General features: G+C 60.4%; 11 protein-coding genes. 6 read left to right on the forward strand and 5 right to left on the reverse strand.

Annotation, left to right across the window (positions count from 1 at the left end):
* Nucleotides 1-3 precede the first annotated feature (3 nt).
* Together thiD and thiC are read right to left on the reverse strand one after the other, a co-directional pair.
* The gene (gene thiD, locus I4W07_RS03620) at nt 4-834 is read right to left on the reverse strand and encodes a bifunctional hydroxymethylpyrimidine kinase/phosphomethylpyrimidine kinase (protein ID WP_196025638.1); all 831 of its coding nucleotides are present in this window, start codon (nt 832-834) and stop codon (nt 4-6) included.
* Between the two features lie 182 nt (nt 835-1,016).
* Nucleotides 1,017-2,351, reverse strand: a complete 1,335-nt coding sequence (gene thiC / locus I4W07_RS03625) for a phosphomethylpyrimidine synthase ThiC (protein ID WP_117820371.1) — start codon at nt 2,349-2,351, stop codon at nt 1,017-1,019.
* Between the two features lie 171 nt (nt 2,352-2,522).
* On the opposite strand from thiC, the gene I4W07_RS03630 reads away from it, so the two are divergent.
* Entirely contained in the window at nt 2,523-3,044 is a 522-nt protein-coding gene (locus tag I4W07_RS03630) for a hypothetical protein (protein WP_006234163.1), read from the forward strand.
* A 134-nt stretch (nt 3,045-3,178) separates the two neighbouring features.
* On the opposite strand, the gene I4W07_RS03635 is transcribed toward I4W07_RS03630, so the two are convergent.
* Complete coding sequence (locus I4W07_RS03635; protein WP_055286104.1) at nt 3,179-3,988, reverse strand: YaaA family protein; 810 nt, start codon at nt 3,986-3,988, stop codon at nt 3,179-3,181.
* Between the two features lie 100 nt (nt 3,989-4,088).
* Nucleotides 4,089-5,486 carry an aminopeptidase gene (locus tag I4W07_RS03640; RefSeq protein ID WP_195544804.1) on the reverse strand — a complete coding sequence of 466 codons (1,398 nt, stop codon included), beginning with the start codon at nt 5,484-5,486 and terminating at the stop codon, nt 4,089-4,091.
* A 166-nt stretch (nt 5,487-5,652) separates the two neighbouring features.
* Here I4W07_RS03640 and polA point away from each other — a divergent pair, with 166 nt between their 5' ends.
* The gene (polA, locus tag I4W07_RS03645) at nt 5,653-8,403 is read left to right on the forward strand and encodes a DNA polymerase I (RefSeq protein ID WP_196025639.1); all 2,751 of its coding nucleotides are present in this window, start codon (nt 5,653-5,655) and stop codon (nt 8,401-8,403) included.
* A 276-nt stretch (nt 8,404-8,679) separates the two neighbouring features.
* On the opposite strand, the gene I4W07_RS03650 is transcribed toward polA, so the two are convergent.
* A complete protein-coding gene (locus tag I4W07_RS03650; RefSeq protein ID WP_196025640.1) occupies nt 8,680-9,507 on the reverse strand; it encodes a Cof-type HAD-IIB family hydrolase in 828 nt (275 codons plus the stop codon).
* 554 nt (nt 9,508-10,061) lie between these two features.
* Between I4W07_RS03650 and I4W07_RS03655 the strand changes: the two genes are divergently transcribed.
* The 4 genes from I4W07_RS03655 to ndk all read left to right on the forward strand — a co-directional run bounded on the left by I4W07_RS03655 (nt 10,062) and on the right by ndk (nt 14,030).
* On the forward strand, nt 10,062-11,288 hold the full coding sequence (locus I4W07_RS03655) for an argininosuccinate synthase (RefSeq protein ID WP_035138001.1): 1,227 nt from the start codon (nt 10,062-10,064) through the stop codon (nt 11,286-11,288).
* A 231-nt stretch (nt 11,289-11,519) separates the two neighbouring features.
* Nucleotides 11,520-11,690, forward strand: coding sequence for a hypothetical protein (locus I4W07_RS03660; RefSeq protein ID WP_158550218.1), 171 nt, complete (start codon nt 11,520-11,522; stop codon nt 11,688-11,690).
* A gap of 118 nt (nt 11,691-11,808) precedes the next feature.
* Nucleotides 11,809-13,239 (forward strand): argininosuccinate lyase, encoded by a 1,431-nt coding sequence (gene argH, locus I4W07_RS03665; protein WP_196025641.1) that lies wholly within the window; start codon nt 11,809-11,811, stop codon nt 13,237-13,239.
* Between the two features lie 386 nt (nt 13,240-13,625).
* Nucleotides 13,626-14,030 (forward strand): nucleoside-diphosphate kinase, encoded by a 405-nt coding sequence (ndk, locus tag I4W07_RS03670; protein ID WP_006234152.1) that lies wholly within the window; start codon nt 13,626-13,628, stop codon nt 14,028-14,030.
* Nucleotides 14,031-14,090: the final 60 nt, after the last annotated feature.

A 14,090-nucleotide genomic window follows, 5' to 3' on the forward strand; every position in this document is an offset into this window, starting at 1 on the left:
ATCTTAATACTGCCACATGTGGTTGACGGGGCCGGAACTTTTGCCCATGTCAAAGCCGGCGGCCAGAGCGCCGGTTAGGTAGGCCTTGCCGGCGTTGACGGCGTCGGCAAGATCCATGCCCTGAGCCAGCGCGCAGGCGATGGCGGACGAGAGCGTGCATCCGGTGCCGTGCGTGTTGTCGGTCTCGATGCGCTTGTGGCGGAACCACGTGGTGAGTGGATCTCCCAGATGGTTGCCCTCGTCATCGAGTGGCGCGGGTTCGGCCAGTACATCGTTGGCCTCGTTGACAAGATGCCCACCCTTAACGAGGGATGCGCAACCAAAGCGGCGGGTGAGGAGCATGGCAGCATTTTGCTGCGTGCGCTCGGAGTCGACCTCATAGTCGAGCAGTGCCATGGCCTCGGGAATATTGGGCGTGATAACCGTCGCTAGCGGGAACAGGCGGCGGGTGAGCGCCTCGGCGGCATCTTCGGCAATCAGCCGCGCGCCCGAGGTGGCGACCATGACGGGGTCGACGACCACGTTCGTTGCGTTCCAGGCGCTCAAGCGGTCGGCGATGACTTCGATAATCTCGACAGAAGAAACCATGCCGATCTTGACGGCGCTGGGGCGGATATCGTCAAAAACGGCGTCAATTTGCGCGGCTACGATATCTGGCGAGATATCCTGCACGGCGGTAACGCCCAGGGTGTTTTGCGCTGTGATGGCGGTGATGGCCGTCTCGGCATACAGGCGGTGCGCCGTGATGGTCTTGATGTCGGCCTGAATGCCGGCGCCACCGCTGGAATCGGATCCCGCGATGGACAGGACGGCAGGTACCTTACTACGATCCATGTTCGCTCCCTTGTTCGGTCGGAATCAAATGGGTCTTTAAGCCAGCATTATAAAGATGCCCGGGCCGACTCTATGCCGAACCCGGGCGGGCGATGCAATCTCTACGCAAGTGTAAGTAAATGTTCACAAGTCAACAATTGACAGGCACCAGCTCGCCGCCAGAAGCGGCCGCGGCGACAGGGTTAGTCCTCCATGCCGAGGTCGATCGTGGTGCCCTCGAAGATCTTGTTGACGGTGCGGACGGCGCACATCTTGCCACACATGGTGCAAGTGCCCTCGGTGGCGGCGGGGGACTCCTCGTAGCGCTTCTTGCCCGTAACCGGGTCGAGCGCGCACTTCCACATGGCGTCCCAGTCGAGCTTGCGGCGTGCCTGGCCCATCTTGTCGTCCATGTCGCGGGCGTGGGGCACCTTTTTGGCGATGTCGGCGGCGTGTGCGGCAATCTTGGTGGCCATGAGGCCGTCGAGCACGTCCTGGGCGTTGGGCAGGCACAAGTGCTCGGCCGGCGTCACGTAGCACAGGAAGTCGGCGCCGGAGCTGGCGGAGATAGCGCCGCCGATGGCAGCGGTGATGTGGTCGTAGCCCACGCCGATATCGGTCACCAGCGGCCCGAGCACATAGAACGGGGCGTTGTGGCACAGGCGCTTCTGCAGTTTCATGTTGGCGGCGATCTCGTCGAGCGCCATGTGGCCCGGACCCTCGACCATAACCTGGACGCCGGCGGCCCATGCGCGCTTGCACAGCTTGCCCAGCTCGATCATCTCGGCGGTCTCGGTGGCGTCGTTGGAGTCGTAGAGGCAGCCCGGGCGACAGGAGTCGCCGAGCGAAATCGTCACGTCGTACTCGTGGCAGATTTCGAGCAGCTCGTCGTAGAACTCATAGAACGGGTTCTCGTTACCGGTGACCTCCATCCAGCCAAACAGCAGCGAGCCGCCGCGGCTCACGATGTTCATGAGGCGGCCGGTCTCCTTAAAGGTCTTTGTGACCGACTTGTTGATGCCGCAGTGGATGGTCATAAAGTCCACGCCGTCCTCGGCGTGCGCGCGCACGACCTCGAACAGGTCGTCCTTGGTAAGCTTGACCAGCGGCTTTTCCATGTAGCCGATGGCGTCGTACATGGGGACGGTACCTACCATGAGCGGCGTCTCGTCGATGAGCTGCTGGCGGAACTGGCGCGTCTTGCCCGAGTTGGAGAGGTCCATGATGGCGTCGGCGCCAAAGTCCTCGGCGATCTTGACCTTCTTCCATTCCTCGGCGGCATCGGCCTTGTCGCCCGAGATGCCCAAGTTCACGTTGACCTTGGTGGACAGGCCCTCACCGACGCCAAAGGCGCGCATGCCTTTTTTGATGTGCACGATGTTGGCAGGAATGGCGATGCGGCCGTCGGCCACGCGCTCGCGGATGTACTCGGGGTCGCGATGCTCGCGCTCGGCGACCTCCTTCATCTGCGGTGTGATCTGCCCGGCGCGGGCGAAGTCGATTTGCGTGACGAGCTTGGGCTCGGTCTGTGTGCTCATTGGCACGGCTCCCTTCGTTGGCATTACCCATATCAGGTTTGCGGGTCAGGGCGGGCGCGCCCAATCTCAGCCTGCCGTCTTGTCCTGCAAGCCCCCCGTTTATGTAATGGGCTCAAGTATAGCTCGAATGGGTACGATTGGCCTAACGAGCGTGCCTGTGAGGAGGCGAACATGGAAGACAAGCATCTATATCGAGAGACGCAATGGGATGTATCGGCCGAGGAAAGCCGTGCGCACCATGGCCTTGTCGCGATCGGTTTTGCGGTGCTTGCCGTGCTGGTGATTGCCTTTTGTATCTGGACGTTTGGTGGTCGCGGCGGCGCTGCATGGGAGTTCGAGGCTGATGATAGCCTACCGATTATGACGGTGAGGAGTACTGGCGGTAATGCCAATACGCTCGCCGTTCCGGGCGATTATTGGTACCCGTGCGATGAGTTTGTGCAGTTGCAGCTGAGTGGTGGGTCTATTCCTGGTGAGGAAATCGAACGCGTGACGTATGATGCGACGTTCAAAACGTTGACGGTGAAGCTCAAAGATCAAGGGGATGTGCCCACGACGATGGATATCGCGCTGACGGAATGGCGCCTGGAGCCCCCGTCGGGTGTTGCGGTGTCCGAGGTCGAGCACGTCAAGATTGTCTATCAGGACGGTTCGACAAACGGGATTGCAAAGGCCGACGGTCTAGCAGAATAGGTGTCGAGCCTAGCAGCCAATTCATAAAAGTTGCGGTGGAATAGTTCCTGATTGTGCGAAAAAGGCTCAAATAGGAATTATTCCACCGCAAGTTATATAGAGAAGGCTGAGCGGGTCAGTGTTGGGTGCCGGCTCTAGAGCATCTGTTCGTTGATGAACATGAGGGTGCCTAGGTATGAGAGCTCGGGGACGTGGCGATAGCCGATGTTGAATGCGGTAAGTTCGCTTGCATCCTCGAGCTTGTTTTCTGCCATCCACCGCACCATGGAGCCGCGCGCCTTTTTGCTGGCGGTCGACCGTTGGATGGGCTTCCCGTTGCGGATACCCTCGCCAAAGAGGCACGTGACGGCTGTGGCGTCGCCCGCGAGGTGGGGCAGAACGGCTTTGGCATACTCTACGCTGGCGAGGTTGACGATCGTGGTGTTTGAACCTGCCGGGGCGATAGCCCGCGCGAGCTTATCGCTCCAAAATGCGTAGAGGTCTCGGGCACCGTCGACGACAAGCTTCGCGCCCATCTCCAGCCGATACGGTTCGACGGCATGAAAGGGACGAACGCACCCGTAGAGGCCGGAGAGGATCCACAGATGGTCTTGCAGCCATGCGAGCTGCGCGGAATCCATCACCTCGGGTGCCATGCTCTGGTATTGAATGCCGTGATAGGACATGGCGGCAGGGGAGAGGTGACGGGCGAGTGCGGGATTGTCGAGATCGCCGCTTTTCAGGATGGGCCCGAACTCATGCAGGGTGTTGAGGCAAGGTCCCAGCAGTTTGTCACTCACGTTCCACAGCGCCTGCAGGCCGCCGCTGCCTTCATTCCGCTCGATATCTAGCAGTGCGCGGTGGAGGCGAGCCGTCTCGCGCACAAAGGGTGGGATGCCCAGGACTTCAAAAGCATCTTGGGCCGCGCGCATCTGCTTGGCGGGCGAAATGATGACCTGCAGCATGGGCTCTCCTCTGCCAAAAAAGTTGCGGTGGAATACGGTCTGTTTTGGCTGTTTATGGGCCAGTTTAGTCCGTATTTCACCGCAACTGATGAAGGGTTGGTTAGGCTCGCTCGATGAAGGCCTTGTAACCGCGATATGCCTCGTAGATGTCGGCCTTGTTGGCGACCTCCCACAGGGCGTGCATGGACAGGACGGCAACGCCGGAGTCGATGACGTTCATGCCGTACTTGGCCATGATGTAGGCGATGGTGCCGCCGCCACCAGCGTTGACGCGGCCGAGCTCGCAGGTCTGGAAGTCCACGCCGGCCTCGTCCATGATGTCGCGGACGAGGGCCACATACTCGGCGTCGGCGTCGTTAGAGCCGCCCTTGCCGCGGCTGCCCGTGTACTTGTTAAAGCACAGGCCGCGACCCATGAAGGCGGCGTTCTTGGTCTCGAACTTGCCGGCATAGCCCGGGTCGAAGCCGGCGGACACGTCGGAGGAGAGCATACGGCTGCGGGCGAGCGCGCGGCGCAGAGCCAGCGGGCTGTCCTCGCCGGCGAGCATCATGATCTCGGCGACGGTGTTCTCGAAGAAGCGACTCGTCATGCCGGTGGCACCCACGGAACCGATCTCCTCCTTGTCGACGATGAGCGTGATGCTCGTGCGCTCCACGTTGGCGACGTCGATCTGGGCGAGCATGGAGGGGTAGGCACAGACGCGGTCGTCGTGGCCATAGCCCAAAATCATGGAGCGGTCGAGGCCCATGTCGCGGGCGGGGCCGGCGGGCACGACCTCGATCTCGGCGGAGAGGAAGTCCTCCTCCTCGACGTCGTACTGCTCCTTAAGGATGTCCAGGAACATTTGCTTGACGGGCTCCTTGGGGGCGTCCTTGTCGTCCTCATCGAACTTGACGGGACGGCCGCCCACGATCACGTCGAGGATCTCGGCGTCGACGGCGTCCTTGGCAGGCTTAGACATCTGCTCGCTCGAGAGATGGATCAGCAGGTCGGAGATGGTAAAGACCGGGTCGTCGGCCTTGTCGCCGATATTGATGTCGACGGTGGTACCGTCCTTTTTGCAGATGACGCCCACGAGTGCGAGCGGGGAGGCCACCCAGTGGTAGCTCTTGACGCCGCCGTAGTAGTGCGTGTCGAGATAAGCCATGTCGCCGGCCTCGAAGGCGGGGTTCTGCTTAAGGTCTAGGCGCGGCGAGTCCACGTGGGCGCCCAGGATGTTAAAGCCCTGCTCGAGCGGGGCGTTGCCCAGGTTGACGAGCATGAGGTCCTTGCCGTGATTGGCGGCGTACACCTTGTCGCCTGCCTTGAGCTCGCGGCCTTCGGCGATCACGGTCTCCAGGTCGACGTATCCTGCCTCCTCGGCCATCTTGATGCCGGTCTTGACGCACAGGCGCTCGGTCTTGTTCTCGCTCAAAAACTGCTTATAGCCGCGGCAAAGCTCCTCGAGCTCCTCGACTTGCTGTGGCGTGTACTTTTTCCATGCGCAGGGACGCTCCATGACGCAGGCTCCTTTCGGATCGATCGTGCTGGTTGATGTACCGTGAGCCATCGTATCACGCGCGGGCTCACGGTGGCGGGGGAGCTTGATGTGAGGTGGCCGCGGGGCGGGGAGCGTGTAAACTGGAGTGAGCAAACCGTGCCCAGCCTAAAGCGAGGTATTCAATATGTCTGACAAGCGCCGCACCTTTGCCGTTATCGACGGCAACTCGCTCATGCATCGCGCCTTCCACGCCGTGCCGCCGACTATGAACGCGCCGGACGGTCGCCCCACCAACGCGATCTTCGGCTTCCTGAACATGTTTCTTAAGATGATCGATGCCTTTAACCCCGACGGCGTGGTCGTGGCGTTTGATAAGGGCAAGCCGCGCGTGCGCATGGAGATGCTGCCGCAGTATAAGGCGCAGCGCCCGCCCATGGACCCCGATCTGCATGCGCAGTTCCCTATGATCAAGGAGCTGCTCGGTGCGCTCAACGTGCCGATTCTGCAGTCTGAGGGCTGGGAAGGCGACGATATCCTGGGAACCATGGCGCGCCTGGGTGAGGAGGCCGGCTGCGACATGCTGCTGGTGACCGGTGATCGCGATATGTATCAGCTCGTGACCGAGCACGTCAACGTGGTCTCGACCCGCAAGGGCCTGTCCGACGTGGCGATCATGACGCCCGAGAGCGTGGACGATCTGTATCACGGTATCACGCCGGCGCTCGTGCCCGACTTTTATGGCCTGAAGGGCGACACGTCCGATAACATCCCCGGCGTGCCGGGCATCGGCCCCAAAAAGGCGAGCGCGCTCATTGCGCAGTACGGTAGCCTGGACGAGGTCATCGCACACGCCGACGAGGTCAAGGGCAAGATGGGCGAAAACCTGCGAGCACACATCGACGATGCCCTGCTGAGCCGCAAGGTCGCGACCATCCGCACCGATGCGCCCGTTGAGCTCGATTTTGAGACGACGTCCTTCCCGGCGTTTTCTGCCGATGAGGTTTCCGCGGCGCTGGGTACGCTTGGTATCACCGCCATGCAGAACCGTTTCTTGGCGCTGATCGGCGGCGAGGGCGGGGCTGCTGCTGCCTCCAGTGTGTTTGAGATGCCTGCGATGGTTCGCGCGGCCGCCGGCGATGCTGACGCGCTTGGTGCCGTTGCGGCTGAGGTCTCCCGTGCGATTGGTGCCGGTGAGTGGGTCGCCGCCGTGGTGGACGACGACAAGGAAGAGGGCGCGCTCTTTGGACTGACGCGCACGCTGTGGTTGGCGACGTCCAAGGGCCTGTTCGCGCTCGAGGAGGGCGACAGCGGTGCGGCGGCTGAGGTTGAGGGCTTCAACTTCGTCCACGGCGTGATTGCCGGCGTGCTTGCGCGCCTGTTTATGGAGGGCCGCGTGGCGAGCCCGGATATGAAAGCGCTGCTGCATGAGCTTTCGCCCATCGATTCCTCCGAGCCCGAGCTCATGGATCCGCTGGCAGTCGATTCCACGCGCATCTTCGATACCGTGGTTGCCGCCTACCTGTTGGATTCCGACCGCTCCGAGTTTGACGAGGCGTATCTGGCCGATACCTATCTGCAGATGGCGCTGCCTGCGGCGCGCGGTGCAGAGGGTGCCGGTGAGGACGCTCCGGCGCCTGCCGCCCGTACGGCGGCCCTGACGCTGGCGCTCGTGGCGCCTTTGCGCGAGTGCATGGCCCGCGAGAATGCCGCCAACGTGTTCGATGGCATCGAGATGCCGCTCGTTCCGGTGCTTGCCAAGATGGAGCGCGCGGGCATGCTTGTGGACCCCGACCGCTTGCATAGTCTGTCCGAGGGCCTGGCGACTCAGATTGCCGAGGTCGAGCGCAGCATTCGCGACCTGGCGGGTGACGAGACCTTTAACATCGGCAGTCCCATGCAGCTCTCGCATGTGCTGTTTGACGTTATGGGGCTTCCGACCAAGGGCCTCAAAAAGACTAAGCGCGGCTATTATTCGACCAACGCCAAGGTGTTGAGCGACCTTGCCCGCGACCACGAGATCGTGCGTCTGATCTTGGATTGGCGTGAGAAGTCCAAGATCAAGTCCACCTATCTGGACACGCTGGGCCCGCTGCGCCGTGGTGACGGTCGCGTGCACACCACGTACAACCAGACCATCACCGCGACGGGGCGTCTGTCCTCGAGCGACCCGAACCTGCAGAACATCCCGACGCGCTCGGAGCTGGGGCGTACCGTCAAGACGGCGTTTTCGGCAGGCGAGGGAAGCGTCTTTTTGGCGGTGGACTACTCGCAGATCGAGCTGCGTCTGCTGGCGCATCTCTCGGGTGACGAGCACCTGGTGCGCGCCTTTAACGAGGGCGAGGACTTCCACGCCGAGACGGCAGCGCGCGTGTTTGGCGTGCCGGTGTCCGAGGTGACTCCCGACCTACGCAGCCGCGCCAAGGCCGTGAACTTTGGCATCGTGTACGGCCAGCAGGCCTACGGCCTGTCGCAGTCGCTGCATATCTCGATGGCCGAGGCGCGCGATATGATCGATCGCTACTACGAGGCCTACCCGGGCGTGCGCACGTTCCTCGACAATGTGGTGGCGCGCGCCAAGCAGACGGGCTATGCCGAGACCATGTATGGCCGCAGACGCCATATTCCCGAGCTCAAGGCCAAAAACCCGCAACTCCGCGGCTTTGGCGAGCGCACGGCCATGAACCACCCCATGCAGGGCACCGCCGCCGACATCATCAAGATCGCCATGGCCCGCGTAAGCCGCCGCCTGGAAGAAGAGGGCTTTGCCGCCCACATGATCTTACAGGTGCACGACGAACTGGACTTTGAGTGCCCCGTCGACGAAGTCGAGCGCCTCACCGCCATGGTCCGCGACGTCATGGAACACGTAGTGGACCTCCGCGTCCCCCTAATCGCCGAAGCCAGCACCGGCATAACCTGGGCCGACGCCAAATAAAGAAGCACCCACAATCCCGAAGTAACCAAAAGCAGAAGGGGGCTCCTTGCCAACAAGGAGCCCCCTTCATTCCAAAAAATCAGCCAAGTATCTAGACACTCAAGACGCCATCTAGGCGGCAAGCAAGTAAACCTAGGACCTGGTCGGGCGGCGCGGATTAGTTTTTCGTAGATTCCGCACGAGCCGGAAAGCACTTAATGTGCTTTCCGAGCGAGCCCAGGACCTGACCGAACGAAAAACTAATCCGCGCCGCCCGGCCAGGCCCGACGAGCCACGTTACCGAGCCGCCAGGATGGCGTCGATGAGCGTCAGTACGCCCCCGTCGTTGTTGCTCGGAATGCGCCACTTAGCATGCGCGTTCATATGCTCCTCGGCATTGTCCACGATAAAGCTGTGACCGACGCGCTCCAGCATGGGAATATCGTTGTACGTATCGCCCACGGCGGCGGCATCGGCGATATCAATGCCGAGCTGCTCGCACAGATGCGCGACGCCGGCGCCCTTGTCGACACCCAGGTTCATAAAGTCGATCCACTCGCGCCCGGCGTTGGTGACGTAGAGCTTGTCCGAGAACTCGGGGCTATAGGTCTCGCGGAAAGCGGGCTCGGCGTCGTAGCCGGGGAAGAAGACCGAAATCTTGTTGGACTCGAAATCCATGCCCTCAAAGCTGTCGACGTAGTTGATCGTGTTGTAGTAGACGCTGATCTCGTCGTGGTACTGATGGTCGCGGGCAGGCACGTAGAACTCGTCGAAGCAGCACAGGACGGGGACAGCGCGAGGATCCTCCGAGGCACGTCTCAAGACCTGCTGATACAGCTCCACGTCAATATTGCTCTTATAGATATAGCTGCCGCGATAGATCACGCACGCTCCGTTGTCGGGACAAAAGGCGAGGCGGTTCTTGATGCCCTCGAACATCTCTTCGAGCTTGGGGGCGGGACGTCCGCTGGCGGGGCAGAATACGATGCCGGCGTCGGCGAGCTTGTCCAGGCGCTCATCAAGACCCTGGGGCAGCACACGCTCGTCGGTCAGCAGCGTCTTGTCCATATCGACGGCGAGAAGCTTAATGTTGCCGATGTTGGCGTCCGATTCGTAAGTTTGCATAAAAATGCGCCTTTCGTTTCGAGATTGTTTCAGACGTTATAACCATCAACTAGTAGTCGAGCGTATTTTCGCAGGAATGGTGCGTATTTGCACTGCAATTCACAAACTAATGAAAAAACTTTTCAGAAATTTGAATTTGTCGCTTGCGCAGCGTGCACTTTATCGTAATATAGCGAACATCGAAAACGGAGACGGCAAAAGAGCCGTTTACCGAGGAAAAGGTACCGTTTGCGATATTTGAATTGCGCCCGGCGATACGTGAAAGGAGAGGCAGATGCAGTTCGTAAAGATCATCACCACTGCAGACAATGCCATCCGACGCCAGCGCGCAATTTCCCGACGACGATAACAATCGTCTCTGTCCGCATGGGGCGCAATGCCTCAACAGAGTCATTTTGAGGTCGTTGGGTTTAAGCACGACATAGCTGCATGTTTCTAGGGCATGCCTGTGATGCATTCTGCTGAATAACCTGATATTGCACGGTTTTTGACCTCAAGGTGACTTGCAACTGACCGATGTTCTAACTAGCTACCAAGGGCGAAAGGAAACAGCCATGAGCAAGGAAAAAGTCGTTCTCGCATATTCCGGTGGTCTTGATACATCCGTTTGTGTCAAGTGGCTCCAGGACGAGAAGAATCTCGATGTCGTTTGTGTCTGCGGCAACGTGGGCCAGGAAGAGACCGGACTGGATGCCAAGAAGCAGAAGGCGCTCGACCTGGGCGTTCTCGATTGCCAGGTACTCGACCTGCGCGACGAGTTCTCCGATGAGTTCCTGACTAAGGCCATCGCCGCAAACTCCATGTACGAGAACAAGTATCCGCTGCTCTCCGCCCTGTCTCGCCCGCTGCTTGCCAAGAAGCTTGTTGAGGTCGCCCACGAGTTTGGCGCGACCTACGTCGCCCACGGCTGCACCGGCAAGGGTAACGACCAGGTCCGTTTTGAGGCCGCCGTCAAGGCCCTCGACCCCGAGCTCAAGGTTATCGCCCCGGTGCGCGAGTGGGATCTGAAGTGCCGTCCCGACGAGGTCGCCTATGCCCACGCTCACAACGTGCCGGTTCCCGAGGGTGCCAACGACAACCCCTACTCCATCGACGACAACCTGTGGGGTCGTGCCATTGAGTGCGGTCACCTGGAGGATCCCTGGAACGAGCCGCTCGACGACGCTTGGGTTATGACCAAGAACCCCGAGGACACGCCGGACACCCCGACCTACACCGAGATTGAGTTTGAGGCCGGCAAGCCCGTCGCCGTCGACGGCAAGAAGATGAAGCTCTCCGAGATCGTCATCGCCCTCAACAAGATTTCGGGCGACAACGGCTTTGGCCGTCTTGACCTGGTCGAGGATCGTCTGGTGGGCCTCAAGAGCCGCGAGTGCTATGAGGTTCCCGGCGCCCTGACGCTCATCACCGCCCACAAGGCGCTCGAGGACATCTGCGTCGAGGGCGACCTGCTCAAGACCAAGATCAAGCTCGAGCAGGATTGGGCCACCGCCGTGTACAACGGCCAGTGGTACAGCCCGCTCAAGAACGCGCTCGACGCCTTTATGGCCGATACCCAGAAGTTCGTGACCGGCACTGTCCGTCTGAAGTTCTTTAAGGGCAACTGCCATGTCGTCGGCCGCAAGAGTCCCTTCAGCCTCTACGACTACGGCCTGGCTACCTACGACCGCGACACCACGTTTGACGAGAAGGCCAGCGCCGGCTTTATCGAGATCGATACGCTGTCGCTCAAGACGTGGGCAAAGGTCCAGGGCCCCAGCTCTGCTGCCGCCCAGGCCTAGCGCCTCCTTCCCTTGGTATCCGCGCGGCCCATCCGCGTGATACATAACGGGCGCACGGGGTCCCTACCTTTCGTTATGCTTGCTGACACTTCTTAACATCGGTGGCCCCTACGTTCCGCCCGCATATATGATGCCGCGACTGTGGCTGAGTCCGAGCCCCGCCGGGGTTGTCCGGCGGGGCTCCTTCTATCAATTTGGCGGCTCTGCGCCTATATATGAGGAGTATCCATTATGTTCAATGCTATCGCGCATGCTTTACTTGCCCTCGCGCCCGAGTTCGATGCTGCAAGGGTCGAGGACGTCCCTATGAGCCTGAAGGCCTGGATCGATGGTTCGCAGGGCAACATCCGGAGGGAGACGTTGGGCGCCAAGTGCATGGCGCGTCACTTCTTTGCAAATTAGCTACATGGCACCGCACACGGTGGGGAATGTGTAAAACTAGCGGTTGAAAAATCGCTTTAGCGATATGGCGCATTGCTTTGGGCGCTTGTTTTGGTATTTGATGAAAGGGGACGATCCCATGGCTCTTTGGGGCGGTCGTTTTGAGGCGGGCGTGGCCGAGGTTACGCAGGAGTTTGGCGCGTCGCTGCCGGTCGACAAACATCTCTATAAGCAGGATATCGCCGGCTCTAAGGCACATGCCAAGATGCTGGCCGCCCAAGGCATCATCAGTGCCGAGGACGAGCAGGCGATTGCCAAGGGCCTGACCGGAATCGAACAGGATATCGATGCCGGCAACTTCACCTTCGACATCAACGACGAAGACATTCATATGTCCATCGAGAGCGAGCTGACGCGCCGCATCGGCGAGGCCGGTAAGCGCTTGCATACCGGGCGTTCGCGCAACGACCAGGTGGCGACCGATACGCGCCTGGGCGTCAAGGCGCTGGCCAAAGAGCTCATGGAGGCCAATCTTGGGCTGCGTCATGTGCTGGTTGATGCGGCCAAGAAGTACGACAAGGTGATTCTGCCGGGCTACACGCACATGCAGCATGCTCAGCCCGTGCTGCTGTCGCATCATCTGCTGGCGTATTCCTGGATGTTCGCGCGCGACTTTACACGCCTGAAGGCCGCCTTTGATGCCGCCGACAACTGTCCGCTGGGCGCTGCCGCGCTTGCCGGCACGAGCTATCCGCTCGATCGTCAGATGACGGCTGCCGAACTTGGCTTTGCGGGCGTGATTCCCAACTCGCTCGATGCGGTTTCCGACCGTGATTTCCTCCTCGACCTGCATTACGCCGGCTCCGTCATGGCGATGCACCTGTCGCGTCTTTCCGAGGAGATCGTGCTGTGGTCGAGCTCCGAATTTGGCTTTATCACGCTTTCCGACTCTTACTCCACCGGTTCGTCCATCATGCCGCAGAAGAAGAACCCCGACTTTGCCGAGCTTATCCGCGGCAAGAGCGGCCGAGTCTATGGCAACCTGGTGCAGCTGCTCGTGACCATGAAGGGCTTGCCGCTCGCTTATAACAAGGACTTGCAGGAGGACAAGGAGGGCGCGCTCGATACCGCCCATACGCTCATGCAGTGCCTGTCCGTTATGGCCGGTATGATTTCGACCTGGACTGTCAACGAGGATGCCATGGCGCGCGAGTGCGGCGTGGGGCACCTTGCCGCTACCGATGTTGCCGATTACCTGGCCAAGCGTGGCCTGCCGTTCCGCGAGGCACACGCCGTGGTGGGCCATCTGGTCCTGATGTGTGAGAAGCGCGGCTGCAATCTTGAGGACCTGCCGTTTGAGGTGTTCCAGGAGGCAAGCTCGCTCTTTGAGCACGACATTACCGAGGCGCTCGACATCCCGTCGATTGTCGCTGCACGCACGACCGAGGGCGGTACCGCCCCTGCCGCCGTTGCCGTGCAGCTGCAGCGTGCCGAGGCACAGCTCGTGGCCGACGAGGGCGTGTTTGGATCGCTGACCAAGGTCGTCGAGATGGGCCACGGGATAAAGTAGGGATTTGACTGAAGCGGCTTTGGCCATTTATCGATAAATCGTTTTTGCTTTTACGGGTGTCTGCTGATGCGGACGCCCGTGTTTTGTTGCTATGGGGGAGGGGCTTGTCGAGAACTTCTGTAGGACCTTTGGGCAGGTTGTGAAGGGGTTACGTTCGCGGGCGGCAACCGACCGCCTGCTCTGTTCGATGCGGTTGATGGGCGGTCGGATGGTACTCTAATCGGGCTTCGAAACAGAAGTGACACATATGGAGCGCTTTAATAAATTGCAGCGTTTCAATAAACAGCTTTTTGTTTAACTGCAGCTAAAACTCTGTTACGATGCAGTCCAGGCGGGTGCCGGAATGGGACTTGGGCACGCGCGAACCTACTTGAAAGGCTACTTTTATGGCTATCGAGAAGACCTTCATCATGATTAAGCCCGACGCCGTGCGCGATCGCAAAATCGGCGAGATTGTTGCTCGCATTGAGCGCAGCGGTCTTGTCATCGAGCGCATGGAGATGACCACGCTCGAGCGCGCTACCGTCGAGGAGCACTACGCCCATCTGGCCGACAAGCCCTTCTTTGGCGGTCTCTGCGACTTTATGACGAGCGGTCCGGTCGTCAAGATGGTCGTTTCCGGTCTCTCCGCTGTTGCTAAGATGCGCACCCTCATGGGCGCTACCAACCCGCTTGACGCTGCTCCTGGTACCATCCGCGGCGACTTTGCCGTCGATGTCAACGCCAACGTGATCCACGGCTCCGACTGTTTGGAGAACGCCGAGATTGAGATCAAGCGCTTCTTTGGCTAAACCAGCTTTGACTCCTTAAAGCTGTTAGCGTGTGGCTTGGGCGCCGCGGAGCTCCATCCG

Source organism: Collinsella aerofaciens (assembly GCF_015670745.1).
Classification (GTDB): Bacteria; Actinomycetota; Coriobacteriia; order Coriobacteriales; family Coriobacteriaceae; genus Collinsella; species Collinsella aerofaciens_T.

Bases quoted from the DNA above. Each gene is read 5' to 3' on its own strand.
- I4W07_RS03640 (WP_195544804.1), bottom strand. From the start codon at position 5,486: ATGGAGCGTCCCTGCGCATGGAAAAAGTACACGCCACAGCAAGTCGAG.
- I4W07_RS03635 (WP_055286104.1), bottom strand. From the start codon at position 3,988: ATGCTGCAGGTCATCATTTCGCCCGCCAAGCAGATGCGCGCGGCCCAA.
- thiC (WP_117820371.1), bottom strand. From the start codon at position 2,351: ATGAGCACACAGACCGAGCCCAAGCTCGTCACGCAAATCGACTTCGCC.
- thiD (WP_196025638.1), bottom strand. From the start codon at position 834: ATGGATCGTAGTAAGGTACCTGCCGTCCTGTCCATCGCGGGATCCGAT.
- argH (WP_196025641.1), top strand. From the start codon at position 11,809: ATGGCTCTTTGGGGCGGTCGTTTTGAGGCGGGCGTGGCCGAGGTTACG.
- ndk (WP_006234152.1), top strand. From the start codon at position 13,626: ATGGCTATCGAGAAGACCTTCATCATGATTAAGCCCGACGCCGTGCGC.
- I4W07_RS03630 (WP_006234163.1), top strand. From the start codon at position 2,523: ATGGAAGACAAGCATCTATATCGAGAGACGCAATGGGATGTATCGGCC.
- I4W07_RS03660 (WP_158550218.1), top strand. From the start codon at position 11,520: ATGTTCAATGCTATCGCGCATGCTTTACTTGCCCTCGCGCCCGAGTTC.
- I4W07_RS03655 (WP_035138001.1), top strand. From the start codon at position 10,062: ATGAGCAAGGAAAAAGTCGTTCTCGCATATTCCGGTGGTCTTGATACA.
- I4W07_RS03650 (WP_196025640.1), bottom strand. From the start codon at position 9,507: ATGCAAACTTACGAATCGGACGCCAACATCGGCAACATTAAGCTTCTC.
- polA (WP_196025639.1), top strand. From the start codon at position 5,653: ATGTCTGACAAGCGCCGCACCTTTGCCGTTATCGACGGCAACTCGCTC.